This window comes from Agrobacterium sp. RAC06 (assembly GCF_001713475.1).
Lineage (GTDB): Bacteria > Pseudomonadota > Alphaproteobacteria > Rhizobiales > Rhizobiaceae > Allorhizobium.
In genome coordinates this window covers 3,153,525-3,177,001 of record NZ_CP016499.1, presented here as the reverse complement: position 1 = coordinate 3,177,001, position 23,477 = coordinate 3,153,525, and the positions used below count along the sequence as shown (strand labels likewise).

Sequence of the window (23,477 nt, the reverse complement as noted above, 5' to 3'; positions counted from 1 at the left end):
CGACATGCGGTGACATCAATGGATTTTATCCCGAGCCTTCCCGTCTTTCTTGCCTTCAGTCTTGCACTTCTGCTGCTAGCGATCACGCCCGGTCCCGACATGACGCTGTGGATCAGCCGCTCCCTACGCGACGGTCGGACGATTGGCCTGATGACGCTCGCCGGAACCAGCTTCGGGATCTCGATCCACACCATGCTGGTCGCCTTCGGCATTTCGGCCCTCATTGTCGCCTCGCCGACGGCATTTATGCTCCTGAAGACCGGGGGAGCTGCCTATCTGCTCTGGCTCGCTCTGCAGGCTGTCAGGCACGGCTCGAACTTCGTCATCAAGGCGGATGGTGATGCGGTCGTCTCGAAGAAGGGCGCCTTCCTGAACGGGCTCTGGGTCAATCTCCTGAACCCCAAGGTCATCATCTTCTTCATGACCTTCCTGCCGCAATTCGTCACCGCCACCGACCCAAACGTGACGGGCAAGCTGATCTTCCTCGGCATGTGGTCTATCATCCTGTCGCTGCCGATCGGCGTCGGCATCGTCTATGGAGCGGATTTCATGTCGAGCTGGCTGCAGACGAACCGCAAGGTGCTGCGTGGCATCGACTATACCTTCGCCGGCGTCTTCTCGATCTTCGCGGTGAAGATCTTCATGACGCAGGCCAAGTAGGATCGAAAGCGGGACAACCGTCCCGCCTCACCCTCAATCGTCGTCTTCGCCGTGATTGGCGATCATCATCGCTTCAAACGCCAGACGCTCGGTCTTGCGCATGCGCTCCGATTCCGATTTCAGCTGACCACAGGCAGCAAGAATATCGCGGCCACGCGGTGTGCGGATCGGCGAGGCAAAACCGGCCTGATTGATGAAGTCCGCGAATTTCTCGATCTGCGCCCAGTCCGAGCACTGGTAATTGGTGCCGGGCCAGGGATTGAACGGGATGAGATTGATCTTCGCCGGCACGCCCTTGAGCAACTGGATCAGCCCCTTGGCATCCTCGAGGCTGTCGTTGACGTCCTTCAGCATCACATATTCGAAGGTGATGCGGCGGGCATTCGACAAGCCCGGATAGTTGCGACAGGCTTCGATCAGCTCCTTCAGCGGATACTTCTTGTTGATCGGCACCAGCATGTCGCGGAGCTCATCGCGCACGGCATGCAGCGAGATCGCCAGCATCACGCCGATCTCTTCGCCGGTCCGGTAGATCTCCGGTACGACGCCGGAAGTCGACAGCGTGACGCGACGCTTGGACAGCGACAGGCCGTCGCCATCAGTCGCGATCAGCAGCGCCTTCTTCACCTCTTCGAAATTGTAAAGCGGCTCGCCCATGCCCATCATGACGATGTTGGTGATCTTGCGATCGCTCGACGGCATCATCGTGCCGACGGGAATTTCACGGTCCGGGAAATCGCCGAGACGGTCACGGGCAAGCAGAAGCTGCGAGAGGATTTCCTCGGCCGTCAGGTTGCGCACCAGCTTCTGGGTGCCGGTGTGACAGAAGGAACAGGTCAGCGTGCAGCCGACCTGGCTCGAGATACAGAGCGTACCGCGTCCTTCTTCCGGGATATAGACGCTTTCCACCTCGACCGGACGGCCGGCACCGCGCGGAGGAAAGCGCAGCAGCCACTTGCGCGTGCCGTCGTTGGACACCTGCTCCTCGACAATTTCCGGGCGCGCGATCGTGAAATGCGTCTTCAGCATTTCACGCATGTCCTTGGAGACATTCGCCATGTGATCGCAGTCGGAGATGCCGCGAACGTAGAGCCAGTTCCAGATCTGCGCCACGCGCATCTTGATCTGCTTCTCGGGCACACCCTTGTCCCGCAGAGCAGCGCCCAAGGCTTCACGATCGAGGCCGATGAGGCTCGGTTTCTCAAGGGAAGCGGCCGGGCGAAGCGGGGCCGCAGTCTGGCTACGCTCTGGAAGCGTCACGGTGACAGTCATCGTCTGGACCTCTGGACCACAGGACAAGGACGCTCGGATGGAGCGCTTTCCCGGCTGGCAGATATGGATTCGTGGACCTTGCGAACAGGGGAACGGCCCCATCGCTTTCGTTTGCAGCGGCCAATAGCAGCTTTTTTGCCTTCCGTCACCCCGACCTCACGAAGGGCGGTCATGCAGAAATGAAGGAGGCCGGCGATGTTGCGCCGGCCTTCCCCAAACCAAACATGCAATGCAGGCTTACCTGCAGTTCTCGATCTTCTGCAGCGCGGCAGAGATCCCCGAAAGCGAGTAGGTGTAGCTTGTGGCCGTGCCACGAGCCGACGTCGCCTTGACGGTCATGGTCGAGCCGCCCTTCATGGCGGCAACGAGTGCCGGTTCTTCGGCTGCGTTTTCGACCCATGCCGAGCTGTCCTTGACGAACAGCACGAAATTCTTGTTGTCGATCGTCACATTCACCTTGGAGTCGCCCTTCATCGGGTACCCCATCATGGCCTGTGGCTCATACGAGATGTTCTGACCCGGGCGCTGCGAGACGACAAAGAAGATGTCGCCATGATTGACACTCGCCGGCTCCTTGGCCGTCGGAACGGAAAGCACGTAGCACACGGTGCCGCCATTCGACTTGTAGGAGTAGGCACCCCAGGCCCTGAACTGCTCGATTCGCGTGGGCGATTGCGCGTTGGCGAGCCCGCTGCTCGCCAGGAGGATTGCCAGTGCGGTTACGCTACTTCTTACGAACATGTCTTCCTGCCGGTTGTTTCCATCCATCACCCAGCCAAAAGACCGGGCGCTCATCGTCAAAACCTGTGTTCAGTTTGACTTAATTTACCTTACCAAACGGTGAACGACGCACGCCTTGTTGTCACATTCGGTGTCGGCATACCGTCTAGCGCCCCGAAATCCGGCAAAAAACGGTTTTGGGACCTCGGTCCTGCCGATGATGTAGAAGGAAAGAAAAAGGCAAGAGTTGGGCTGCTTTGGGCATCAAGGCAGCCTGGGGCAAAGTTCAGGCCCGCCTCTCCTTGTCCGCTAGGACGACGTCGGCTGCCTCATAGTGGCGATCCTTGATATGCCTGTTGATCAGGGCGATCGCCGTGGTGAGTACCGCGATGTCATCGGTGAAGCCGACAACCGCGAGAATATCTGGCACGACATCGATTGGCAGGACGAAATAGCCCAAAGCCGCCAACAGGATACCCCTGACACGAAAGGGCGTTTCGCGATCTGTGGCACAGTAGTAAGCGGCCACAAGATCCCGCGAAAACGGTATCTGTCGGGCAGCCTTTTTGAAGGTCGGCCAAAAACGGCTACGAACCTTCGCTTCCTGTCGCTCCTGGGTTTCCTCGTCGCCGGGAAGCAGGATCTCACCGATCTTCACGTCATCCATAGCCCATCGATCCTTTCGTTCGGACCCGATCAATCATATGTGAATGGCAGCCTGCAATTTCAATCACCGTCATCCGTTCCGGGCAGCTGCCAGTTCCATGAGAACGGCGAGCATGAAATCGAGTTCCGTCACACCGCCGGCAGAATGGGTGGTGAGGGTCACATCGACCTTTTTATAGACATTGAACCATTCCGGGTGGTGATCGAGCTTTTCCGCAGCCAGCGCACATTCCGCCATAAAGCCAAAGGCCTGGCGAAAATCGCGGAAGACGAAGTGTTTTTCGATCGCGGCACCATCACGCCCCAGCGCCCAGCCATGCAACTCCTCCAACCGCGCTGCGATGGACGTCGTATCCAGTTTCTCGTATTTCATGCTGAAACTCCTCCTTCTGGATCAACCGATGCCGGCACCATCCATTCTCTTCGTCTGCCTGGGCAACATTTGCCGGTCACCGCTGGCGGAAGGAATCTACCGCCACCTTACCGCAGGGACCAGCGAAAAGCCCGTGATCGCTTCGGCCGGAATTGGCAACTGGCACATCGGAAATCCGCCGGATCGCCGGTCGATCAAGGCCGCGGCGGCAAACGGGATCGACATCTCCCGACAGCGCGCCCGTCAGGTGCAGCCCCAGGACTTCGGCCGGTTCGATCTGGTGGTCGCGATGGACAGAAGCAATCTGGCAAGCCTGCAGGCGCTTCGGCCGCAGCACGCGACAGCCAGCCTGCATCTCTTCGCGGAGCTCGCATTCGGGAGGCAAGAAGATGTGCCCGACCCCTACTACGGGGAAACCGAAGATTTCGAGCGGGTCTACAGCATGCTTTTTTCGGGCTGCTGCGCGGTCGTCTCGAAATTCGAGTAACCACCCGTCTCGTAGAGAGGGAAGATCTCCTCGGTGAGATAGGGACCGCCGCCGACGGATTCCCGGGACGACAGAAGCACGAAGCGTCCAACGCAAAATGGCATGGTGTGGAAGTTGCCACGACCGCTCAGGTAGTGCACGACGTCCTCGACGCGCGAGGCCTTCAAGCGGGCAAGTGTCACGTGCGGGGTGAACTTGCGCGGGTCCGGCGGCAAGCCGATGCGCTGGCAGATGCGCTCGATCTCGCTCTGCAGCGCGAAGAGTTCGGGCGCAGGAGAGACGCCTGCCCAGATCGAATGCGGCTTCTTTGAACCAAAGGAACCGATACCATTCAGGGTCAGGGAGAATTCGGGGCGGTCGATCCGGTCGAGCCTGTCGACGACTTCGTCTGCCGTTCGGCCATCTACATCACCGATGAAGCGCAGCGTGATGTGGTAATTCTCCACATCGATCCAGCGAGCCCCGGGGAGACCACCGCGCAGCAATGAAAGGCTCATTGCAGCGCTGCGCGGAATTTCGAGGGCAGTGAACAATCTCGGCATGGAGCGCTCCCCGAATCTTTTGCAGGTGCTCACAGCGAATCATGCAATGACATCAGGCGCAAGCGTTTAGTTTGACTGCCCCTTGATGCCTGCCACCCAAGATTCGGCGAGAGGCAGGATGCGTTCTGCCATAAGCTTCAGGCCTTCCGTGTTCGGGTGCATCCCGTCCTCGAGCAGCAGGCTGCGTTCGGTGATCACGCCGTCGAGCACGAAGGGGTAGAGCGGCAGATCATGTTTTTCGGCAAGCCGTGGATAGATCGCATTGAACCTCTTGCCGTAGTCATCACCCATATTCGGCGGCGCCAGCATACCCACGAGCAGGATCGGGATATCCCGCTCTTTCAGCCGGATAATGATCTGCTCCAGGTTCTTCTCGGTCTGCTCCGGCGGAATACCGCGCAGTGCGTCGTTGGCGCCCAGTTCGAGGATGACGCCATCGGTCCCCTCCGGCACCGACCAGTCGACGCGTGACAGCCCGCCGGAGGTCGTATCGCCAGAAACGCCGGCATTGCTGATCACGACGTCATGTCCCTTGGCCACAAGCTCGCGCTGCAGCTGGGCCGGCAAAGCGTCTTCCTGTGGCAATTGATAGCCTGCCATCAGGCTGTCACCGAGGCCCACTAGCTGGAGCGGTTCGGCCGCAGCAATCCGCGGACCGGCAAAGGTGGCCAGCAGGATCACGGCGAAATGAAGGAGCACTGCTTTAAATGTCATGGTGGCTTCCCTAGATTGGCAAGAATGCCGCAGTGCGGCGAAGCTTCAGTCCCGCAGATATAGGATGGATGAGTGTGAGAAACAGCATCATCGAACTGAAAAGCGCCGATCTCACCCTTGGCAACGCCGCAGCATCCGTTCACGTCTTGAAGAGCATCGATCTTTCGATCGCTGAAAGTGAAGCCGTGGGCATCGTCGGGCCATCCGGCTCCGGCAAGTCGACGCTTCTGATGGTGCTGGCCGGACTGGAACGCCTCGACAGCGGCGAGATCCACGTTCGCAACACGCCGCTTCACACCCTGAGTGAAGACCGGCTCGCCGATTTCCGCGGCAAGAACATCGGCATCGTCTTCCAGTCCTTCCATCTGATCGCCAACATGACGGCGCTCGAGAACGTCGCAGTTCCTCTGGAACTCGCCAATGTGAAGGGCGCCTTTGACATCGCACGCAAGGAACTGGAGTCCGTCGGCCTCGGCGAGCGTCTCAGCCACTATCCCGGCCAATTGTCCGGTGGTGAACAGCAGCGCGTGGCGATCGCCCGAGCGCTCGCGCCGTCTCCCGCTGTCCTGATCGCAGACGAGCCGACCGGCAATCTCGACACAGAGACCGGCCGCCAGATCGCTGACCTTCTGTTTTCCAAGCAGCAGGAACGTGGCATGACACTGATCCTCGTCACCCACGATACGGCGCTTGCCGCCCGCTGCACCCGGCAGATCAAGGTGGCATCCGGCCGCATCGCCGGAGACAGCCGAACCGAGCAGACCCGTCTCGCTTCGGTGTCCGCATGACATCCTTCGGCACGCGTCTGTCCATTGCCTTCCGTATCGCCCTGCGCGAACTGCGTGGCGGCCTAAGTGGCTTCTACATCTTCCTCGCCTGCATTGCGCTGGGAACCGGTGCGATCGCAGCCGTGAACTCCGTATCGACGGCAATCACAAATGCCATCTCCTCGGAGGGACGGACACTTCTGGCGGGCGACGTTCGTTTCGAACTCGACAATCGCGAGGCGACCTCGGACGAACTGGCCTTCCTCGAAGGCTTCGGCACGGTCTCCGTCACCACCAATCTGCGCTCCATGGCCCGCCTGCCGGACGGATCGGATCAGTCACTGGTCGAAATCAAGGCGGTTGATGAAGCCTATCCGCTCTATGGCAGACTGATCGCCGCCCCTGACCAGCCACTTTCCGAATTGCTCGTTGCGGACAATGGCGCCTATGGCGCGGTTGTCGCCCCTCTTCTGCTTGAACGCATGAACATGAGGGTCGGCGACGAATTGCTCGTCGGCAATGCTCGGTTCCGGATCAACGGCACGATCGTCACAGAGCCAGATTCGATCTCTGACGGTTTCGGCTTTGCCCCGCGCTTCCTGACCAGCCGCGAAGGCCTCTTCACAAGCGGCCTAGTGGCGACCGGCAGCCTCGTCGAACACGCCTACAAAATCCGCTATAACGAGCCCGCACCGACGGCAGATGCCATTCGCGAGCGCGCTCAAGCCGAGCATCCGACGGCAGGATGGTCGATCCGCAGCAGTGATCGGGCGGCTCCCGCCCTGACGGAGAATGTCGAGCGCTTCTCGCAGTTCCTGACTCTGGTCGGCCTCACGGCGCTCGTGGTCGGCGGGGTCGGCGTCGCCAATGCCGTTCGCGCCTTCCTCGATTCCAAACGAACCGTCATCGCCACTCTGAAATGCGTCGGCGCACCGGCCTCGGTCGTTGTCATGGTCTACCTGATCCAGATCACTCTGGTGGCATCCGTGGGTATCCTCGCCGGCCTCGTGCTCGGTGCAATCGCCCCACCAATCGTCGCAAATTATCTCTCCGGCATCCTGCCGATCTCCGCCGAAGCAACGCTTTATCCGCGCGCACTTCTTCTGGCGGCCGTCTTCGGCATGCTGGTCACCTTTGCCTTTGCCATCCTGCCGCTGGGCCATGCCCGCAAGGTGCCGGCGACAGCACTGTTCCGCGAGCAGGGCTTCGAAGCGTCGGGCCTTCCGTCCTGGCCATACCTGTTTGCCATGGCGTTGGCGCTCGGCGCCCTGGCGGCGCTTGCCATCTTCACCTCGGAGCAACAGCGGATCGCGACGATCTTCCTGGCCGCCATGGCGGCAGGCTTCGTGCTGCTCCGTGTGGTTGCCATGGGCATCGCCTGGCTTGCGAAGCGCAGCCCTCCGATCCATTCCGCAGCCTTGAGGCTTGCCGTCGGCAACATCCACCGCCCCGGCGCCCTGACCCCTGCAGTCACACTGTCGCTCGGCCTTGGTCTCAGCCTGCTCGTGGCGCTCGCGCTGATCGATGGCAATCTGCGGCGCGAACTGACGGGCAACCTGCCGGAACGGGCACCGAACTTCTTCTTCGTCGACATCCAGAGCGGTGAGATTGACGGCTTCCGCAATCTCGTCGAAGGCATGGCACCCGAAGGCAAGCTGATCGAGGTACCGATGTTGCGCGGCCGTATCGTCGAGCTCAACGGCACCGATGTCGCCAAGGTCGAGGTGCCGCCGGAAGGCCGCTGGGTTTTGCGCGGCGACCGTGGTCTGACCTATGCGAAGAACATACCGGAAAACAGCACCGTCACCGAGGGTGAATGGTGGGCGGACGGCTACACCGGGGAGCCACTCGTATCCTTTGCAGAGCAGGAAGGGCGCGAGCTCGGCCTGAAGATTGGCGACACGATCACCATCAATGTCCTCGGCCGCAACATCACGGCGAAGATCGCCAATTTCCGCACCGTCGAATGGGAAAGCCTGTCGATGAATTTCGTCATGGTGTTCTCGCCGAACACCTTCGCCGGCGCCCCCCATGCCTGGCTGGCGACGCTGATCGACCAGGACGCGACCTCCGCGGAGGAAGCCTCGATCCTGCGCTCGGTCACACAACAGTTCCCGACAATCACGACCGTCAGGGTGAAGGACGCCCTCGATGTCGTTGATCGCCTCGTCGGACAGCTGGCAACGGCGATCCGTGCGGCCGCTGCCATCGCGCTGATTGCGTCCGTCCTGGTTCTGTCGGGTGCACTGGCAGCCGGCAACCGGGCACGCACCCATGATGCAGTCATCCTGAAGACGCTGGGGGCGACCCGCGCCATGCTGATCCGCGCCTTCACCTACGAATACATGCTGCTTGGCGCGGCCACGGCGCTCTTTGCGCTGGTAGCCGGTGGCGGGATCGCCTGGTTCGTGCTCAGCCAGATCATGAAGCTGCCGTCCAACTTCCTGCCCGATGTCGCAGCGATGACCCTCGTGATCGCGCTGGTAGTTACGATCGGTATCGGTCTGGCCGGAACCTGGCGCATCCTCGGTCAGAAGGCAGCCCCTGTCCTTCGCGAGCTTTAAGGTCGGATGCGGCGGGCAAGGCCCCGCCGCCCGCAGTATTACCGCGATTTAAGATTGTGGCCCTTGTCGTGGACGGGGGAACCTCTCATATTGAAAGCACGCATGCTGGGCTTCGCAGCGGCGCGGGAGCCATCCGGGCTCTGCTGTCCAATATCGAAGCTTTGAGAGAGGAAAACATGTCCGAACTTCGCAACTATCAGAGCCGTCAGGGTCAGACCCAGTCGGCCACGATGATCGACGAAGGTCTGCGCGCCTATATGCTGAAGGTCTACAACCTGATGGCATTGGGCCTCGCCATCACCGGTATCGCAGCCTTTGCAACCTTTCAGTTGGCGGTTTCCGGCGGCGAACTCACGGCTTTCGGCCAGGCGATCTTCCTGAGCCCGCTGAAGTGGGTGGTCATCCTGGCACCGGTCGCCATGGTCTTCTTCCTGAGCTTCAGGATCCACAAGATGAGCGTCGCAGCCGCGCAGACGACCTTCTGGGTCTATGCCGCAATGATGGGCCTGTCGCTGTCGTCGATCTTCCTGATCTACACGGGCGCAAGCATCGTGCAGACCTTCTTCGTCACGGCCGCCTCGTTCGGTGCCCTGTCGCTCTATGGCTACACCACCAAGCGTGACCTGTCGGCCATGGGCTCGTTCCTGATGATGGGTCTCTTCGGCCTGATCATCGCCTCGCTGGTCAACCTGTTCATGGCCTCCTCGGCCCTCGACTTCGCGATCTCAGTGATCGGCGTACTGATCTTTGCCGGTCTTACCGCCTATGACACGCAGTCGATCAAGGAGTCCTATCACGAGAGCAATTCGAGCGAGATGGCCGGCCGCAACGCTATCATGGGCGCTCTGCGTCTCTACCTCGACTTCATCAACCTCTTCCTGTTCCTCCTGCGTTTCCTTGGAAACCGGAACTGACGGTTAAAGGCAGGCTCTGGGAAACCCCGCTTCGGCGGGGTTTTTCTTTGCCTGGCAATCGACTTTGGCCGACGGCAGGCACAAAAAAACCTCCGGATTTCGCCGGAGGTTTTTTCATGACCAAAAGTCGAAGCGGTTTACGCCGCTTCTTCCTGTGTATCGTCTTCTTCGATCGTCTTGCCGCGCTTGGGACCCTTGGCAAGGTTGACCTCGACAAGGCGAACGGCCTCCGTCTCGGACATCTTGTTCACGGCAGCGATTTCACGTGCCATGCGATCGAGAGCAGCTTCATAGAGCTGACGCTCGGAGTAGGACTGCTCCGGCTGGTTCTCGGCACGATAGAGGTCGCGAACGACTTCAGCGATGGAGATCAGGTCACCGGAATTGATCTTGGCATCATATTCCTGAGCGCGACGCGACCACATGGTACGCTTCACGCGAGCCTTGCCCTGAACCACCTTCAGCGCGCGATCGACAAAATCTGTCTCGGACAGCTTGCGCATTCCGATGCTCACGGCCTTGGCAACCGGAACCTTCAGACGCATCTTGTCCTTTTCGAAATCGATGACAAAAAGCTCGAGCTTCATGCCGGCGACTTCTTGCTCTTCGATGGTGGTGATGGTACCCACGCCATGGGCCGGGTATACGATCGACTCGCCGGTCTTGAAGCCGTGGCGTGCCGAGGAAGTCTTCTTCTGCTGGGTCGTCATTCTATTCAAATACTCCCTGTTTTGCTCCCGGCGTGATGCCGGCGCCGGGTCGGTCAGGCCCGGATGAGACGACAAGGTTGCGAGACTTGTCATCCTGATCCAGTCCGCGACACAATCAAACGCCACCCTCGTCGCGACTGAGACACGACACAAAAGTGTCGCCGATGTCACGTATATCGCGCGGTAGTGAGTTTGCTTTCGTGATGGTTCAGGGCATAGCTATGCCGCAAAGTGGAACAGTTCCGAGACGCTATCACAAAAAGACGAGGAAATCAATATTTTAGTGCAGTGCGCCACAATCATGGCGCACGCAACGGCGAATCCGCAGCCAAGTGATGGAATTTTGGGCAGGCTTCCATCTCACGACGCCGCGCCGAAAGGCCTCAGTCGCCGGAGCCCGGCTTGTCCGAGAAGAACTGCTCGAACTTGCCATCGACGCCATCCATTTCCTTGGCTTCCGGCATCGGTTCCTTCTTGACCGTGATGTTCGGCCAGATCTTTGCGTATTCCGCATTGATCTTCAGCCATTTGTCCAGCCCCGGCTCCGTGTCGGGCTTGATCGCCTCGGCAGGACATTCCGGCTCGCACACGCCGCAATCGATGCACTCGTCCGGGTGAATGACGAGGAAGTTTTCGCCCTCATAGAAGCAATCGACAGGGCAGACCTCGACACAATCGGTGTATTTGCAGCGAATGCAGTTATCGGTGACGATATAGGTCATGCGGCACTCCAGGATGGCGTTCTCGAACGGCAGGAGAAAGACGAACGTGGGTGGTTCCGTCGGGAAAACGACCCCGTTTGGAACGGCCCGCGCCCTACCGGAAATTTCTGTCGGACGGCAAGTGAGCTAATGCGGAATCCCTGCCAAGGCAAGGATAAACACCCTCAATTCGGGCGCCTTTGTAGAAATTTTCTAATCAGCAGACCAATCCGGCTCGCCGCGCAGATCATCCAGCGCCCGTCGCTCCTTCTTGGTCGGCCGGCCCGCGCCTGGGGCTCGGACGCCCGGCTCGGATGGACTGAAGGGCTTCTTCTCGGGCGGCGGCGTGAGATCCTCATAGAGGAGCCTCGCTTCCTGGTAGGGACCACGCCTCTCACCCGGCAACTTCACGACCAGCACCAGGTCACGCTCGGGCATGGCGATATCAAGACGGTCGCCGACCTTGAGCTGATGACTGGGTTGACGAACCTTCTGCCCATTTACGCTGACATGGCCCGCAGCCACCCGCTCTTGCGCGAGGCTGCGTGACTTTGCCACACGGGCGAAGAACAGCCACTTGTCGATGCGCTGGCGCGAACCGCTTGGTGGCTGCTTGTCGTCCATTACTTCTTCAGCTGTTCCTTGAGAGCCGCGAGTTTGGCGAAGGGTGAATCCGGATCGAGCGGCTTCTCCTTGCGCGGTGGCTTCGCCTCGAAGCGTGCCGGCTGCGACTTGTTGTTGTCGCGCTCCGGCCGCGGACCACGGTCCTTGCGGTCGCCACGATCCTGGCGGTCGCCCTTGCCGGCAAACTTGCCGCGATTGTCATCACGACGCTCGCCACGATTGTCCGAGCGCCGATCGTCACGACGACCTTCGCCACGCTTCTCGCCACCAGCCTCGCCGCCTTCACGCGGCGCCTGGTTGCGCTGACCCTGCGGACGACGATCGCCGCCGGGGCGGCCCGTCCCACGCTGGTTGTCGCTGCGGCCACCTGGACGCCAGAGGAGTACCGGCTTCGGCTCGGTGGCTTCAGCAGATTGCTCCGCCGAGGCGACATCTTCCGCTGCTGCTGCGGGCTGCTCTTCGGCAACGGCCGCAGGGGCTTCGCCTTCGCTTGCCGTTTCACCAGCCTGATCGGCATCGTCGACGCTGTCGTCTTCGCTCTTTTCGGCAGCTGCGGCCTCCGTGGGGGCCGAGCCACTATGCGCCGCAAGGAACGCGGCCGCTTCTTCGGCAGAAACGCTATCCGCACGGTAGCCGAGACCCTTCAGGATCTCTTCCATATCATCAGGGGTCGCACCGAGGATCGACAGCATGGCAGTCGTCGTGGTGAAGCGACGACCATCATATGCACCGTCCGGACGCGCCGGCGAACCCGGCTTCCACTGCAGGAGCGGACGAATGAGATCGGCGAGACGCTCGAGGATGTCGATACGCACTGCACGCTTGCCGAGGAACCGGAAGCCGGCGAGCTTGTAGAACATGCGCTCATAGCTCGGATCGGTGACGACGGAGGTGCGGCCGGCAGCCAATACCGGGATCAGATCGCCGTAACCCGGCTTGTCCAGACCGTCATGTTTCAGCGCCCAAAGGAGCGTGATAAGTTCTGCCGGCGCCGGCTTGAGAAGGGCTGGCATGAAGATGTGGTAGGCACCGAAGCGCACACCATAACGGCGCATCGATGCGCGGCCATCCTGATCTAGGGTCTTGACGTCATCTGCGACATCACGGCGGAACAGAACGCCCAGGTTTTCGACCAGCTGGAAGGCCAGACCCTTGGCAAGGCCCTGCAGGTCTTCGGCGCGCGACAGATCGTCGAGCGGCTTCAGGACCGTCGAGATATGGTGATTGACGAAACGTTCGATGCGGGCGGCAACGTGATCCCGGGCCATGCCGGTCAGCTGTTCATCGGCCAGCAGTATGACACGGGGATGCAGGATGTGGTCCGTCCCGATCAGACGCGCGACAGGATCGCCCAGCCAGCGAACGAGACCGTCCGAGCCGATGGCAAGATCATTATTGCCGGAAGCGTGCAGGCGCGCGGCGCGCGCCTCGAATTCCAGCGCCAGCGCCTTGTAGGCGGCCGCCTGAACGGCCTTCGCGTCCGGGCCCTCCATGCCGGAGATCGGCGTGAACCGGAACCCCGCAAGTTGTCCCATGGCATGGCCTTCCACGAAGACATCGCCGTTCACACTGATTTCAGCTTCCAACATCGCATTCTCTCTCAAGCGCTTCATGAGCACAGATGTCCTGCGATCAACAAAGCGTTTCGTCAACCGTTCATGTAACGCATCGGACAATCGGTCTTCGATTTCCCGCGTCTTTTCTTGCCAGTGTGTCGGATCGGCAAGCCAGCCGGGCCGGTTCGACACATAAGTCCACGTTCTGATCTGCGCGATCCGCGCCGACAGCGTATCGATTTCGCCGTCGGTGCGATCGGCTCGGCGCACCTGCTCGGCGAGAAAGTCCTCGTTGACGGTGCCCCGCCTGACCAAATCAAAATACAGACTCTGAATCAGATCAGCATGCTGTGCAGGCGTAATGCGCCGATAGTCGGGCAGCGCGCAGGCTTCCCAGAGTTTTTCCACCCGCTCGGGTCGATTGGTGATGTCGGCAATCTCGGGATAGCGCGAAAGATACTCCAGCGCCTGCTGATCCGTCGCCGGCAGCGCGCGCGTCAATCCTTCGACACGCGGCACCGCATCGAGGCTTCTCTGCAGGCCAGCAATCGACGAGAAATCGAATTTTTCAGTCCGCCATTGCAAAACTTTGACGGAATCGAATTGATGCGTTTGCAGCCGGTCGACCAGCTCTTCATCGAAGGGAGCCACCCGTCCGGTCACACCGAACGTGCCATCCTTGATGTGACGCCCGGCACGACCCGCGATCTGGCCAAGCTCGCCCGGATTGAGGTTGCGAAACTGATAGCCGTCGAACTTTCGATCCTGCGCAAAGGCGACATGGTCGACGTCGAGGTTAAGACCCATGCCGATGGCATCGGTCGCCACGAGGTATTCGACATCGCCTTCCTGGTAGAGACCGACCTGGGCATTGCGCGTCCGTGGGCTGAGCGCACCCAACACGACAGCCGCCCCGCCCCGTTGGCGGCGGATCAGCTCGGCAATCGCATACACTTCTTCCGCGGAAAACGCGACGATGGCTGTCCGCTGCGGCAGACGCGTGATCTTCTTCTGGCCTGCATAGAAAAGCTGCGACAGGCGGGGTCTTTCGACGATGGTGATCCCGGGCAAGAGCTGAATGAGGATCGACTTCATCGTCGCCGAACCGAGAAGCAGGGTTTCCTCGCGCCCCCTCAGATGCAGCAGACGATCGGTGAAGATATGCCCGCGCTCCAGATCGCCCGCGAGCTGGATCTCGTCGATGGCAACGAAGGCCGCCTTGGTTTCGCGCGGCATCGCCTCGACCGTGCAAACGGAGAAGCGCGCTTTCGGCGGGCTGATTTTCTCCTCACCGGTCACGAGTGCCACGTTTTGTGCGCCGACACGCTCGACCACGCGCGTATAGACCTCTCGGGCGAGCAATCTCAGCGGCAGACCAATGATGCCCGACCCGTGCGCGACCATGCGTTCGATGGCAAAATGGGTCTTGCCGGTATTGGTTGGCCCCAGCACAGCACTGACGCCGCGGCCACTCAGGATCATGGGTTGCGTATTCAAAGACCGCTCCGCTAGTCGGGACCGCGCTTTTCCGCACACCGGCACCCTCGGCCAACACATGGCGACGAAGGAGGGTAAAGGCAAGGCGCTTGATGCATTCATCCCAGAATTCGGCAGAAAGCTGAGTCCGATCAGAGCCTTGCACACCCGGAACAGGCTGGGAACGAATCAGCGACGAATCGATGACTCCGGCAGATTCAGGCTTTGTTCTTGAGCCGCAATCAGGAGCGCAGCGGGATTACGTTAACGCTGGACCTCAAGGAGCTGCACCGAGAGACGACGACACGGAGATGGAACAATTGCGAACAGCTTCACGTTGCGCCGCCGAGGTGAAACCTGATGACACTGTCCCCGCCGCCTGCCGAATGGATTGGAGCTAACGACCTGCCGCAGGACTTTGTCCTGATTCACGGCATGGTCATGGCCCCGTCCTTCTGGCGCACCTATTCCCCAGACGTCGTGCGAAGGGCGCGCAGTGCCGCTTACGCCCTGCCAGGACATCATCCCTGGAAACTAACGGAGCCAGGCCAGGCGATCACGCCCGAAGCCGTCGCTTCCGCCTACGCCGAAGCGATCCAGCGAGACTTCGGCGGCAGGCCGGTGACGCTGATCGGCCATTCGACCGGCGGCTTCGTGTCTCTCCTGATCGCCCGGCATTACCCGGAACTCGTGAAGTCCATCGTTCTGATCGGCGCCTTTGCCTGCGGTCGTTTCGAAGGCCAGGAACGACTTCCAGCCAAGTTGTTGCGAGTACCACGCATAGGCCCTCTCCTGTTTCGCCAGTTCTTCCGGCGCTGGATCTCCACCAGCGAGCAATTCCGCTGGGGATCGATAGAATGCGTCTTCGACAAAGGTTGTCCCTGGCAAAACGAACGCGCCGTGGCGGCCATGGAAGAAGTGCGGCTGCAGTTGCAGCAAGCCCGGCCCGAGGACATCGCAGCCTGCATTCGCTTCATGTCGGCAACAAGCCTGGTCAGCGATCTATCCGAGATCCGGCGGCCGGTGCTCAATATCGTCGGAGCCGAGGACGCCATCGTTCCTTCGGCGCATCAGTTGCGGGTATCGAAGCTCCTGCCCCAGGTGCAGACGGTTCTTCTGAGAAATTGCGGTCATCTGCCGATGGTCGAGCACCAGACCCTGACGGCAAGGGTCATCAGCGCTTTCGTTGATGGCATGGCCACGATCGCGGAGAAGCGGCCGCGCCACATGACCTCGCAAGCCGGGAAGCCCGCAGCTGATCTGTTCCGTCTGATGGGTCTCCGTCTTCGCCGAACGGAACAAACCGTCTCGGCTCGCGTTCAGACGGCACAACAAACTGTTTTTCATCCAGGCTCAGGAGAGGGTCCAAATGAGTACCATCCTTATCGTCATTCTAATTCTGCTTCTTGTCGGCGCTCTGCCAAGCTGGGGCTATAGCCGCGGCTGGGGCTACGGTCCGTCGGGGGGACTGGGGCTCGTACTGCTCATCCTCATCATCCTGATGTTGATGGGTCGCATTTGACCTGAACTGAACTCCAACTCGACGAGAAAAGGTATAGGACGATGAAAAAGACCCTTCTGGCACTCGCATTGATCGCACCTCTCGCCGGCTGCACGGCGACCGAACGTGGTGCCGGCATCGGCGCAGCTTCCGGCGCCGTCATCGGTGGTGTGGCGACCGGCAATGTTCGTGGCGCAGCCATCGGTGCAGGCGTAGGTGGCGTTGCTGGCGCCCTTATCGGCAATTCGCAGGAACGCCGCGGCTACTGCGTCTACCGCAACCGCTACGGCGAGACCTACGAAGCACGCTGCCGCTAACAGGCATATTGCACAAAAGCCGCCGATCCCCAGGGTTCGGCGGCTTTTTCGTGCCCTGCATTAACCTGTCGACCAAAGCCGGAACGAATCGACGACGAATCGCGGACTCATTGGTATTCCCGGTTTGTTCACTGCTATATATGGTGGAATAACAATCAGTTAACCATATGCAGCGGTGGATATTAAGAATTTCGCACGCAGCTGCTGAGCTCAATCATTAACAGGAAGTCCGAGCCTTCCGCGCGAGGCGCGATACTGTACCGCATTAGTATCGGACATCGCTTCTTCCCGGTCCGAGGGCAGATCATCGTAGTCGATCGGCTCAGCGAACTGGACTGACGTGAAGTCGAAGCGGCGACCGGCAATCAGGTTGTAGAAGTGCGGTCCCTGCTGAAGGGGCGTCTTTAAGATCTGGCCGCCAAACAGGTCCTGAACAACAAGGCTGGTGACACCACACTGGCCACTTGCCGGATTGTCCGATGACCAAAGGCTGGAGGTCTCACGCGACCAAGCTTTTGTCAGGCGCTCGGCAAATTGCACCATATCGACGGCCGATTGGATCATGGCGCTTCCCAGGAACGAACAAGGCCGGCGCAAGGCCGGCCTTGAAGTCGAAACCTCATCGTAATTCAGACGAAAAACTGCCCACCATTCGCGGAAATCGTCGATCCGGTGATGAAGCCTGCATCGTCGGAGGCAAGGAACACGACACAACGGGCGATTTCTTCGGGCTCGCCGAGACGACCGACCGGGATCTGTGGAATGATCCGCTCGTTCAGCACCTTTTCCGGGATGGCGCGCACCATCTCAGTCCCGATATAGCCCGGGCAGATGGCATTGACGGTGATGCCCTTGGCGGCTCCTTCCTGGGCGAGCGCCTTGGTGAAACCGAGATCGCCGGCCTTCGCCGCGGAATAGTTGGCCTGCCCCATCTGGCCCTTCTGGCCATTGATCGAGGAGATGTTGATGACGCGACCGAAGCTGCGGTCACGCATGCCGGTCCAGACCGGGTGGGTCATGTTGAAGAGACCGGTGAGGTTGGTGTTGATCACCTCGCCCCACTGCTCGGGCGTCATCTTGTGGAACATCGCGTCGCGGGTGATGCCGGCATTGTTGACGAGCACCTCCACCGGACCGAGTGCAGCCTCAACCGCAGCGATACCGTCGACGCAGGCCTGGTAATTGGAGACATCCCATTTAAGCACTGGAATGCCGGTCTCGGCTTCGAAGGCCTTGGCCTTCTCTTCATTGCCGGCGAAGTTCGCCGCGACCTTGTAGCCTGCATTCTTCAAGGCGACCGAAATCGCAGCACCAATGCCGCGCGTGCCACCGGTTACCAAAGCCACTCTGCTCATGCTGTCCTCCCCGTTCTTCTTCTATGGGTTCCCATCTGGATCACCGTCGCGTTCCCGTCGCAACGGCATGACTTGCCCATCCCGGCCAAGAGCCGGGATGGAAATTCGTCGGGTCAAGGGCGAACGGCCGCCATTCGAAGAGGCCGGATCAGAATGCCTCGAGGCACATGGCAACACCCATGCCACCGCCGATGCACAGCGTGGCGAGGCCCTTCTTGGCGCCGCGACGCTTCATCTCGAACAGCAGCGTGTTGAGAATGCGGGCGCCGGACGCGCCGACCGGATGGCCGATCGCGATCGCGCCACCATTGACGTTCACGATCGAGGTATCCCAGCCGAGATCTTTGTTCACGGCGCAGGCCTGTGCGGCAAAGGCTTCGTTGGCTTCAACGAGGTCGAGATCGGAAATCTTCCAGCCGGCCTTCTCAAGCGCCTTGCGCGACGCCGGGATTGGGCCAGTGCCCATGATCTTCGGATCGACACCTGCGGTTGCCCAAGAGACGACACGGGCGAGCGGCGCGATACCACGACGCGAAGCCTCGGCCTCGGTCATCAGCAGGGCGACCGCCGCACCATCATTGATACCGGATGCGTTGCCGGCGGTGACCGTGCCTTCCTTGTCGAAGGCGGGTTTCAGCTTCTGCATGCTTTCGAGCGTCGCACCGATGCGGATGTACTCATCCTGATCGACAGTGACGTCGCCCTTGCGGCCGGGCACGATGACAGGAACGATTTCGTCCTTGAAACGGCCGGCAACCTGGGCGGCCTCCGCCTTGTTCTGCGAAGCGACCGCAAAGGCGTCCTGTTCGTCACGGGTCAGCTGCCACTGCCGGGCAACATTTTCCGCGGTCGTGCCCATGTGATATCCGTAGAAGGCATCGGTAAGGCCGTCCTTGATCATGGTGTCGACCATCTTCAGGTCGCCCATTTTTGTGCCGTTGCGCAGGTGCGCGCAGTGCGGCGCCATCGACATCGATTCCTGCCCGCCGGCAATGATGATCCTCGCGTCGCCTGTCGCGATCTGCTGCATGCCGATGGCGACGGCACGCAAGCCGGAACCGCAGAGCTGATTGAGACCCCAGGCTGTCGCCTCCTGCGGAATACCGGCCTTCATCGCTGCCTGGCGAGCCGGGTTCTGGCCCTGCCCTGCGGTAAGGATCTGCCCGAGAATGACTTCGTCGACTTCACCCGCCTCCACGCCGGCGCGCTCCAGCACGGCCTTGATGGCGATGGCGCCGAGATCATGTGCTGCGACGGATGACAACGCCCCGTTGAAAGATCCGACCGGGGTTCTGGCAGCGCTCGCGATAACGATGGACGGGGTGCTCATGGAGGTCTCCTCGGGTTTTGTGATTGAGGAGAAACTGACAAAGACTGCCGCCGGTGTCAAACAAGATAAGCCCGACATTCTCGTTCTTTGGTTGCGCTTTCCTGTCTTTCGTCAAATGCCGATCCTGCATCGCACAAAGAGATTGTCACCGGACTGAATTTGCGCTTACACTTGACTTCGGGAAGAGCAAAAACAATCGAAAAACGACGGGTTAGGAGACAGAAATGGCCAAAGCCGATGGCGAAATCGTTATCAAGAAGTACGCCAATCGACGCCTCTACAATACCGGGACCAGCACCTACGTCACCCTTGAGGACCTCGCCAAGATGGTCAAGAAGGGCGAGGATTTCGTTGTGCAGGATGCCAAGTCCGGTGACGACATCACGCATTCCGTCCTGACCCAGATCATCTTCGAACAGGAATCCAAGACCGGCAATACCTTGCTGCCGATCTCCTTCCTGCGCCAGCTCATCAGCTACTATGGCGATCAGATGCAGATGGTCGTCCCGAGCTTCCTCGAGCATTCGATGAAAGCCTTCACCGAACAGCAGACCCAGATGCGCGAGCAGATGACCAAGGCCTTCGGTGACCATCCACTGTCCAAGAACCTGCAGATGCCGATCCAGCTGATGGAGGAGCAGGTCAAACGCAACACCGATATGTTCCAGCAGGCCATGCAGATGTTCTCGCCCTTCCTCGGTGGCCAGCAGCCAGCCAAGGAAACCAAGAAGGCGGAAGCCAAGGATATCGACGAGTTGAAGGAGCAGTTGCGCTCCCTGCAGAACAAACTCGACAATCTTTGAAGAGCGAGGCCCCGGAAGGGGCCTTTTTCATATTGGGGATCAGAGCCCGATCGAGACGTCCCGTCCGGCGGCCCGATTGGAGATCGTGAAGCCTGCAACGACATCGATGAAGGCGATGACCATCAGGCTGAAGAACAGCTGCGTTGCTGCGTCGCGCACGAGCAGGAATTCGACGAGAAAGCCGATAAAGACCACCATGGAAAACATGTGGTTCATCAGCGACCCCCGGGTACTCAGCGTCGCTTTCAACACCTCGAAAAACAGGGCGATCAGCGCCGACAGGATGACGAGATCGCCGAGCGTCATCGTCCAGACGGCACCCGACAGCATCGGCACGGTCATGATCACTGTCGAGAAGGCGGCAATCCCGCTTCCGAGCATCACGGCGTTGTAGAAGATGAAGGGAACGATCATCAGCGGCACGGCAATCAGCATGCGGAATCCTTCCTTGCACTGCGATCCCGTCCGGCTCCGCGGCGGGCGCGGCGCAATTTAACTATGCCAAATGACAAATGAAAAGGCCGGCGCAAGCGCCGGCCCTTCAAACTAGTCAGTCAAAGCGCAGGAATTATGCGCTTTCCTTCGGCGTCAGAACCTGACGGCCGCGATACATACCGGTCTTCAGATCGATATGGTGCGGGCGGCGCAGTTCGCCGGAGTTCTTGTCTTCGACATAAGTCGATGCCTTCAGCGCGTCAGCAGAGCGGCGCATACCGCGCTTGGACGGGCTTGTTTTTCTTTTTGGTACAGCCATTTTCGTTACTCCACGTGACGGGCAAGACGGGTTTATTCGGCCTCTATGAGACCGGACAGAACACGTCTCGAACTCGGAATTTGGCGGGCTTATACATGCCCGAAGTCGGTTTGACCAGACCCCGGGCCACTTTTTTCGAATCTAACCGAGGCCCGCTCAGGCCTCGTCTTCGGGCACGATCCAGGGTTCAGCAAGTGCCGCCGTCTCCCAGCTACGCCAGGCCGGATGCGCTCGCATGGCATCCATATAGGCGGCCGTCTCTGCATCTCCTACCAGATCGTAGGCTGCAAAGCGATTCACGACAGGCGCGAACATGGCATCCGCCGCGGAAAAGGCGCCGAACAGGAAGGGCCCGCCCGACCGTTTCCGCATCTCCCGCCAGATCGCCTCGATGCGGGCGACATCGGCCGCCACCCCCTCGGGCAACGGGATCGCCCTCACGGGCCGCCGCAGGTTCATCGGGCAAGCGCTGCGCAAGGCTCGGAACCCGGATAGCATTTCCATCGAGATGGATCGCGCGAGCGACCGGCTCTCGCGATCCGCAGGCCAGAGCCCGGCATCGGGATAGAGCTCGGCGACATATTCGATGATGGCGAGCGATTCCCAGACCCGGACAGAGCCGTGATGCAGCACAGGCACCTTGCCCGTCGGCGAAAGCTCACGGAACTGAGGATGCGTGGCACCCGGCCCGAAGGGGATCAGTTCTTCGCGAAACGGTATGCCGGCGGCCGTCATCGCGATCCAGGGCCGAAACGACCAGGAGGAGTAGTTCTTGTTGGCGATGTAGAGGATCAGGTCGTCCATGGCGCGCTCCGCGTTGTCGAGAACCGATCCTAGACGCGAGGGAGTGGTTCCGACCAACGAAAGCTTCTGATCTCAGCCATAAAGACAGGTGATGTAATCACCCGAGGCGCGCGCACGACGATCGACGACCCCGGCCAGACGCCTCAGACCCGGCCCCGGCTTGCTCGCGACACGATCGATCGGATTGGGGAGGGAGACGGCGAGAAGGGCCGCCTGCTGGCGACTGAGCTTCGCGGCCGACGTCTTGAAGTGATGCTGCGCAGCCGCTTCGATGCCGTAGATACCCGGACCCCATTCGGCGACATTGAGATAAATCTCCATCGTCCGCTCCTTCGGCCAGGCAGCATCCAGCGCCAGCGCCAGGGGCAGTTCGAGGCCTTTGCGAATGAAAGAGCGACCGTTCCACAGGAACAGGTTCTTCGCTGTCTGCATCGGGATCGTGCTGGCGCCGCGCGTCGCCTCACCCGCCATTGCGTCGTCGATCACGGACTGCAGCTGGGTCCAGTCCACCCCGCCGTGATTGCAGTACTGGCCGTCCTCCGACATCATGACGGCCCGCACGACATTCGGCGAGATATCCTCGAACTCCACCCAGCGACGATCGTAGCCTTGCAAGGTGGCGAGATCCGCCAGCATCAGCGTCGAGACCGGCCGGACAAACTCCAGACGATAGAGCAGAATGAGAAGGTAAGGCGCGGCGAGGAAGATGAAGAGTGCAATGAGCACGGCCCGGACGATCCGGGGCCGACGCCGCCGCTTCTTCTCGGGCGCAAACTTCTCGTCTTGCTCCAATGCCTCGACTTCCAGTGTCAATGAAGTGGGGTCCGTGATCGATGATGGCCCCTCATAGCCGCCCTCTTGGCAAATGACCAGTCTGGGTGCGCGCTTCCGCCTCTTTCCCCGGCTCAATTTCCCGTTGCCTGACCAGGGGTAGCGTGCCAAATAGCCGGAATGACCAAGAGCGCCGATGCCTTTGAAAAAAGCCTGAACGCCCACGCCACACTCGTCGAGGCGAGGCTGGACATCCTGCTGGACGCAACGCCGCGTCCGGCGGAAGTCGCTCGCCCCCGGCGGCTGATCGAGGCCATGCATTACGGCGCCCTGAACGGTGGCAAGCGCCTTCGGCCTTATCTGGTGATGCAGGCGGCACGCCTTTTCGGCGGAAGCGAAGAGGCAGCCCTTCAGGTCGGCTGTGCGCTCGAATGCCTGCATAGCTATTCGCTCGTCCATGACGATCTGCCCGCCATGGACGACGACGACCTGCGCCGCGGCAAGCCGACGGTTCACAGACAGTATGACGAAGCAACCGCGATCCTCGCCGGCGATGGTCTGCTGACCTACGCCTTCGACATCATCGCTTCACCGGAAACACCCCTGCCCGACACAGCCAAACTCGCCCTTGTCCTCGAGCTCTCACGAGCAGCCGGAATCGGCGGCATGGCTGGTGGCCAGATGCTTGATCTCGCTGCCGAGACGGATCAGCCCGACGAAGCAGGCATCGTGACGCTGCAGGCCATGAAGACGGGCGCGCTACTGCGGTTTGCCTGTGAGGCAGGCGCCATCATCGCCGGTCGCCTGGCGGAAGACCGCGATCGCCTGCGCCGCTTTGGCGAAATCATCGGCCGCGCCTTCCAGCTGGCCGACGATCTGCTCGACATTACCTCGGATGCCGCCACCCTTGGCAAGGCAACAGGCAAGGACGCGGCCAAGGGCAAGGCGACGCTGGTCGGCCTCAAGGGCACCGACTGGGCCCGCGCCGAACTCGACCGGCTGGTCGCCGAAGCCAACGCACTCCTTGAGCCCTACGGCGAACAGGCCGAGCCGCTCAAGGAAGCCGCCCATTTCATCGCATACAGGAAGAAATAGC

At 60.5% G+C, this 23,477-nt stretch carries 27 protein-coding genes; 10 read left to right on the top strand and 17 right to left on the bottom strand.

The window, feature by feature from the left end; all coding sequences use genetic code 11:
- Window positions 1-18: 18 nt before the first annotated feature.
- On the top strand, window positions 19-660 hold the full coding sequence (locus BSY240_RS15245) for a LysE family translocator (RefSeq protein WP_054150355.1): 642 nt from the start codon (window positions 19-21) through the stop codon (window positions 658-660).
- A 33-nt stretch (window positions 661-693) separates the two neighbouring features.
- Here the strand turns inward: BSY240_RS15245 and rlmN are convergent, their stop codons facing one another.
- From rlmN to BSY240_RS15225, 4 genes are all read right to left on the bottom strand, one after another.
- On the bottom strand, window positions 694-1,932 hold the full coding sequence (gene rlmN / locus BSY240_RS15240; RefSeq protein WP_150127479.1) for a 23S rRNA (adenine(2503)-C(2))-methyltransferase RlmN: 1,239 nt from the start codon (window positions 1,930-1,932) through the stop codon (window positions 694-696).
- Window positions 1,933-2,169: 237 nt separating this feature from the next.
- On the bottom strand, window positions 2,170-2,673 hold the full coding sequence (locus BSY240_RS15235) for an invasion associated locus B family protein (RefSeq protein ID WP_054150436.1): 504 nt from the start codon (window positions 2,671-2,673) through the stop codon (window positions 2,170-2,172).
- Window positions 2,674-2,938: 265 nt separating this feature from the next.
- The gene (locus tag BSY240_RS15230; RefSeq protein WP_054150354.1) at window positions 2,939-3,319 is read right to left on the bottom strand and encodes a YkvA family protein; all 381 of its coding nucleotides are present in this window, start codon (window positions 3,317-3,319) and stop codon (window positions 2,939-2,941) included.
- A 69-nt stretch (window positions 3,320-3,388) separates the two neighbouring features.
- Window positions 3,389-3,691: a 4a-hydroxytetrahydrobiopterin dehydratase gene (locus BSY240_RS15225; protein ID WP_069042854.1), complete on the bottom strand. Its 303-nt coding sequence runs from the start codon at window positions 3,689-3,691 to the stop codon at window positions 3,389-3,391.
- A gap of 28 nt (window positions 3,692-3,719) precedes the next feature.
- On the opposite strand from BSY240_RS15225, the gene BSY240_RS15220 reads away from it, so the two are divergent.
- Entirely contained in the window at window positions 3,720-4,178 is a 459-nt protein-coding gene (locus BSY240_RS15220; protein WP_069044000.1) for a low molecular weight protein-tyrosine-phosphatase, read from the top strand.
- On the opposite strand, the gene thpR is transcribed toward BSY240_RS15220, so the two are convergent.
- Window positions 4,127-4,720, bottom strand: coding sequence for an RNA 2',3'-cyclic phosphodiesterase (thpR, locus tag BSY240_RS15215; protein ID WP_054150352.1), 594 nt, complete (start codon window positions 4,718-4,720; stop codon window positions 4,127-4,129). The two genes, BSY240_RS15220 and thpR, sit on opposite strands and share 52 nt — an antisense overlap.
- 66 nt (window positions 4,721-4,786) lie before the next feature.
- Entirely contained in the window at window positions 4,787-5,434 is a 648-nt protein-coding gene (locus tag BSY240_RS15210) for an arylesterase (RefSeq protein ID WP_069042853.1), read from the bottom strand.
- Between the two features lie 74 nt (window positions 5,435-5,508).
- Between BSY240_RS15210 and BSY240_RS15205 the strand changes: the two genes are divergently transcribed.
- From BSY240_RS15205 to BSY240_RS15195, 3 genes are all read left to right on the top strand, one after another.
- On the top strand, window positions 5,509-6,222 hold the full coding sequence (locus BSY240_RS15205) for an ABC transporter ATP-binding protein (RefSeq protein ID WP_150127478.1): 714 nt from the start codon (window positions 5,509-5,511) through the stop codon (window positions 6,220-6,222).
- Window positions 6,219-8,765, top strand: a complete 2,547-nt coding sequence (locus BSY240_RS15200) for an ABC transporter permease (protein ID WP_069042852.1) — start codon at window positions 6,219-6,221, stop codon at window positions 8,763-8,765. The genes BSY240_RS15205 and BSY240_RS15200 overlap by 4 nt, the downstream gene beginning before the upstream one ends.
- 176 nt (window positions 8,766-8,941) lie before the next feature.
- A complete protein-coding gene (locus BSY240_RS15195) occupies window positions 8,942-9,679 on the top strand; it encodes a Bax inhibitor-1/YccA family protein (protein WP_054150348.1) in 738 nt (245 codons plus the stop codon).
- 137 nt (window positions 9,680-9,816) lie between these two features.
- Here BSY240_RS15195 and BSY240_RS15190 read toward each other — a convergent pair whose 3' ends face one another.
- The 4 genes from BSY240_RS15190 to BSY240_RS15175 form a co-directional block, all read right to left on the bottom strand.
- Complete coding sequence (locus BSY240_RS15190; RefSeq protein ID WP_054150347.1) at window positions 9,817-10,389, bottom strand: CarD family transcriptional regulator; 573 nt, start codon at window positions 10,387-10,389, stop codon at window positions 9,817-9,819.
- 383 nt (window positions 10,390-10,772) lie between these two features.
- Complete coding sequence (gene fdxA / locus BSY240_RS15185; RefSeq protein WP_054150346.1) at window positions 10,773-11,111, bottom strand: ferredoxin FdxA; 339 nt, start codon at window positions 11,109-11,111, stop codon at window positions 10,773-10,775.
- A gap of 192 nt (window positions 11,112-11,303) precedes the next feature.
- Complete coding sequence (locus BSY240_RS15180; RefSeq protein ID WP_054150345.1) at window positions 11,304-11,714, bottom strand: RNA-binding S4 domain-containing protein; 411 nt, start codon at window positions 11,712-11,714, stop codon at window positions 11,304-11,306.
- Window positions 11,714-14,752 (bottom strand): helicase-related protein, encoded by a 3,039-nt coding sequence (locus BSY240_RS15175; protein ID WP_054150344.1) that lies wholly within the window; start codon window positions 14,750-14,752, stop codon window positions 11,714-11,716. Before BSY240_RS15175 ends, BSY240_RS15180 begins: the two co-directional genes overlap by 1 nt.
- 354 nt (window positions 14,753-15,106) lie before the next feature.
- Between BSY240_RS15175 and BSY240_RS15170 the strand changes: the two genes are divergently transcribed.
- From BSY240_RS15170 to BSY240_RS15165, 3 genes are read left to right on the top strand one after another with little or no spacing between them, the layout of a single operon-like run.
- The gene (locus tag BSY240_RS15170; RefSeq protein ID WP_069042851.1) at window positions 15,107-16,183 is read left to right on the top strand and encodes an alpha/beta fold hydrolase; all 1,077 of its coding nucleotides are present in this window, start codon (window positions 15,107-15,109) and stop codon (window positions 16,181-16,183) included.
- The gene (locus tag BSY240_RS23710) at window positions 16,116-16,268 is read left to right on the top strand and encodes a DUF3309 family protein (RefSeq protein ID WP_076396891.1); all 153 of its coding nucleotides are present in this window, start codon (window positions 16,116-16,118) and stop codon (window positions 16,266-16,268) included. The genes BSY240_RS15170 and BSY240_RS23710 overlap by 68 nt, the downstream gene beginning before the upstream one ends.
- Window positions 16,269-16,309: 41 nt before the next feature.
- Window positions 16,310-16,564, top strand: coding sequence for a glycine zipper domain-containing protein (locus BSY240_RS15165; RefSeq protein ID WP_054150342.1), 255 nt, complete (start codon window positions 16,310-16,312; stop codon window positions 16,562-16,564).
- 210 nt (window positions 16,565-16,774) lie between these two features.
- Here the strand turns inward: BSY240_RS15165 and BSY240_RS15160 are convergent, their stop codons facing one another.
- From BSY240_RS15160 to BSY240_RS15150, 3 genes are all read right to left on the bottom strand, one after another.
- The gene (locus tag BSY240_RS15160; RefSeq protein WP_069042850.1) at window positions 16,775-17,128 is read right to left on the bottom strand and encodes a YunG family protein; all 354 of its coding nucleotides are present in this window, start codon (window positions 17,126-17,128) and stop codon (window positions 16,775-16,777) included.
- A gap of 65 nt (window positions 17,129-17,193) precedes the next feature.
- The gene (locus BSY240_RS15155) at window positions 17,194-17,919 is read right to left on the bottom strand and encodes a beta-ketoacyl-ACP reductase (protein ID WP_069042849.1); all 726 of its coding nucleotides are present in this window, start codon (window positions 17,917-17,919) and stop codon (window positions 17,194-17,196) included.
- Between the two features lie 148 nt (window positions 17,920-18,067).
- The gene (locus BSY240_RS15150) at window positions 18,068-19,249 is read right to left on the bottom strand and encodes an acetyl-CoA C-acetyltransferase (RefSeq protein WP_054150339.1); all 1,182 of its coding nucleotides are present in this window, start codon (window positions 19,247-19,249) and stop codon (window positions 18,068-18,070) included.
- A 224-nt stretch (window positions 19,250-19,473) separates the two neighbouring features.
- On the opposite strand from BSY240_RS15150, the gene phaR reads away from it, so the two are divergent.
- Window positions 19,474-20,052, top strand: coding sequence for a polyhydroxyalkanoate synthesis repressor PhaR (phaR, locus tag BSY240_RS15145; protein ID WP_054150338.1), 579 nt, complete (start codon window positions 19,474-19,476; stop codon window positions 20,050-20,052).
- A gap of 39 nt (window positions 20,053-20,091) precedes the next feature.
- Here phaR and BSY240_RS15140 read toward each other — a convergent pair whose 3' ends face one another.
- The 4 genes from BSY240_RS15140 to mtgA all read right to left on the bottom strand — a co-directional run bounded on the left by BSY240_RS15140 (window position 20,092) and on the right by mtgA (window position 22,348).
- Complete coding sequence (locus BSY240_RS15140; protein ID WP_054150337.1) at window positions 20,092-20,487, bottom strand: hypothetical protein; 396 nt, start codon at window positions 20,485-20,487, stop codon at window positions 20,092-20,094.
- A gap of 133 nt (window positions 20,488-20,620) precedes the next feature.
- Window positions 20,621-20,806: a 50S ribosomal protein L32 gene (gene rpmF / locus BSY240_RS15135; protein ID WP_006724402.1), complete on the bottom strand. Its 186-nt coding sequence runs from the start codon at window positions 20,804-20,806 to the stop codon at window positions 20,621-20,623.
- Window positions 20,807-20,962: 156 nt separating this feature from the next.
- The gene (locus BSY240_RS15130) at window positions 20,963-21,610 is read right to left on the bottom strand and encodes a glutathione S-transferase family protein (protein ID WP_069042848.1); all 648 of its coding nucleotides are present in this window, start codon (window positions 21,608-21,610) and stop codon (window positions 20,963-20,965) included.
- Window positions 21,611-21,682: 72 nt separating this feature from the next.
- A complete protein-coding gene (gene mtgA / locus BSY240_RS15125) occupies window positions 21,683-22,348 on the bottom strand; it encodes a monofunctional biosynthetic peptidoglycan transglycosylase (protein WP_236759381.1) in 666 nt (221 codons plus the stop codon).
- A 213-nt stretch (window positions 22,349-22,561) separates the two neighbouring features.
- On the opposite strand from mtgA, the gene BSY240_RS15120 reads away from it, so the two are divergent.
- Window positions 22,562-23,476: a polyprenyl synthetase family protein gene (locus tag BSY240_RS15120; protein WP_069042846.1), complete on the top strand. Its 915-nt coding sequence runs from the start codon at window positions 22,562-22,564 to the stop codon at window positions 23,474-23,476.
- The last annotated feature ends 1 nt before the right edge of the window (window position 23,477 follow it).

Excerpts from the sequence above, each read along its gene's own strand:
- BSY240_RS15195 (WP_054150348.1), top strand. The coding sequence starts at position 8,942 with ATGTCCGAACTTCGCAACTATCAGAGCCGTCAGGGTCAGACCCAGTCG.
- BSY240_RS15225 (WP_069042854.1), bottom strand. The coding sequence starts at position 3,691 with ATGAAATACGAGAAACTGGATACGACGTCCATCGCAGCGCGGTTGGAG.
- BSY240_RS15120 (WP_069042846.1), top strand. The coding sequence starts at position 22,562 with ATGACCAAGAGCGCCGATGCCTTTGAAAAAAGCCTGAACGCCCACGCC.
- BSY240_RS15170 (WP_069042851.1), top strand. The coding sequence starts at position 15,107 with ATGACACTGTCCCCGCCGCCTGCCGAATGGATTGGAGCTAACGACCTG.
- rlmN (WP_150127479.1), bottom strand. The coding sequence starts at position 1,932 with ATGACTGTCACCGTGACGCTTCCAGAGCGTAGCCAGACTGCGGCCCCG.
- BSY240_RS15235 (WP_054150436.1), bottom strand. The coding sequence starts at position 2,673 with ATGTTCGTAAGAAGTAGCGTAACCGCACTGGCAATCCTCCTGGCGAGC.
- BSY240_RS15180 (WP_054150345.1), bottom strand. The coding sequence starts at position 11,714 with ATGGACGACAAGCAGCCACCAAGCGGTTCGCGCCAGCGCATCGACAAG.
- BSY240_RS15140 (WP_054150337.1), bottom strand. The coding sequence starts at position 20,487 with ATGCTGATTGCCGTGCCGCTGATGATCGTTCCCTTCATCTTCTACAAC.
- BSY240_RS15200 (WP_069042852.1), top strand. The coding sequence starts at position 6,219 with ATGACATCCTTCGGCACGCGTCTGTCCATTGCCTTCCGTATCGCCCTG.
- BSY240_RS15175 (WP_054150344.1), bottom strand. The coding sequence starts at position 14,752 with ATGATCCTGAGTGGCCGCGGCGTCAGTGCTGTGCTGGGGCCAACCAAT.
- BSY240_RS15245 (WP_054150355.1), top strand. The coding sequence starts at position 19 with ATGGATTTTATCCCGAGCCTTCCCGTCTTTCTTGCCTTCAGTCTTGCA.
- BSY240_RS15230 (WP_054150354.1), bottom strand. The coding sequence starts at position 3,319 with ATGGATGACGTGAAGATCGGTGAGATCCTGCTTCCCGGCGACGAGGAA.
- rpmF (WP_006724402.1), bottom strand. The coding sequence starts at position 20,806 with ATGGCTGTACCAAAAAGAAAAACAAGCCCGTCCAAGCGCGGTATGCGC.
- BSY240_RS15190 (WP_054150347.1), bottom strand. The coding sequence starts at position 10,389 with ATGACGACCCAGCAGAAGAAGACTTCCTCGGCACGCCACGGCTTCAAG.
- fdxA (WP_054150346.1), bottom strand. The coding sequence starts at position 11,111 with ATGACCTATATCGTCACCGATAACTGCATTCGCTGCAAATACACCGAT.
- BSY240_RS15160 (WP_069042850.1), bottom strand. The coding sequence starts at position 17,128 with ATGATCCAATCGGCCGTCGATATGGTGCAATTTGCCGAGCGCCTGACA.
- phaR (WP_054150338.1), top strand. The coding sequence starts at position 19,474 with ATGGCCAAAGCCGATGGCGAAATCGTTATCAAGAAGTACGCCAATCGA.
- BSY240_RS15155 (WP_069042849.1), bottom strand. The coding sequence starts at position 17,919 with ATGAGCAGAGTGGCTTTGGTAACCGGTGGCACGCGCGGCATTGGTGCT.
- BSY240_RS15165 (WP_054150342.1), top strand. The coding sequence starts at position 16,310 with ATGAAAAAGACCCTTCTGGCACTCGCATTGATCGCACCTCTCGCCGGC.
- BSY240_RS15220 (WP_069044000.1), top strand. The coding sequence starts at position 3,720 with ATGCCGGCACCATCCATTCTCTTCGTCTGCCTGGGCAACATTTGCCGG.
- BSY240_RS15210 (WP_069042853.1), bottom strand. The coding sequence starts at position 5,434 with ATGACATTTAAAGCAGTGCTCCTTCATTTCGCCGTGATCCTGCTGGCC.
- BSY240_RS15150 (WP_054150339.1), bottom strand. The coding sequence starts at position 19,249 with ATGAGCACCCCGTCCATCGTTATCGCGAGCGCTGCCAGAACCCCGGTC.
- thpR (WP_054150352.1), bottom strand. The coding sequence starts at position 4,720 with ATGCCGAGATTGTTCACTGCCCTCGAAATTCCGCGCAGCGCTGCAATG.
- BSY240_RS23710 (WP_076396891.1), top strand. The coding sequence starts at position 16,116 with ATGAGTACCATCCTTATCGTCATTCTAATTCTGCTTCTTGTCGGCGCT.
- BSY240_RS15130 (WP_069042848.1), bottom strand. The coding sequence starts at position 21,610 with ATGGACGACCTGATCCTCTACATCGCCAACAAGAACTACTCCTCCTGG.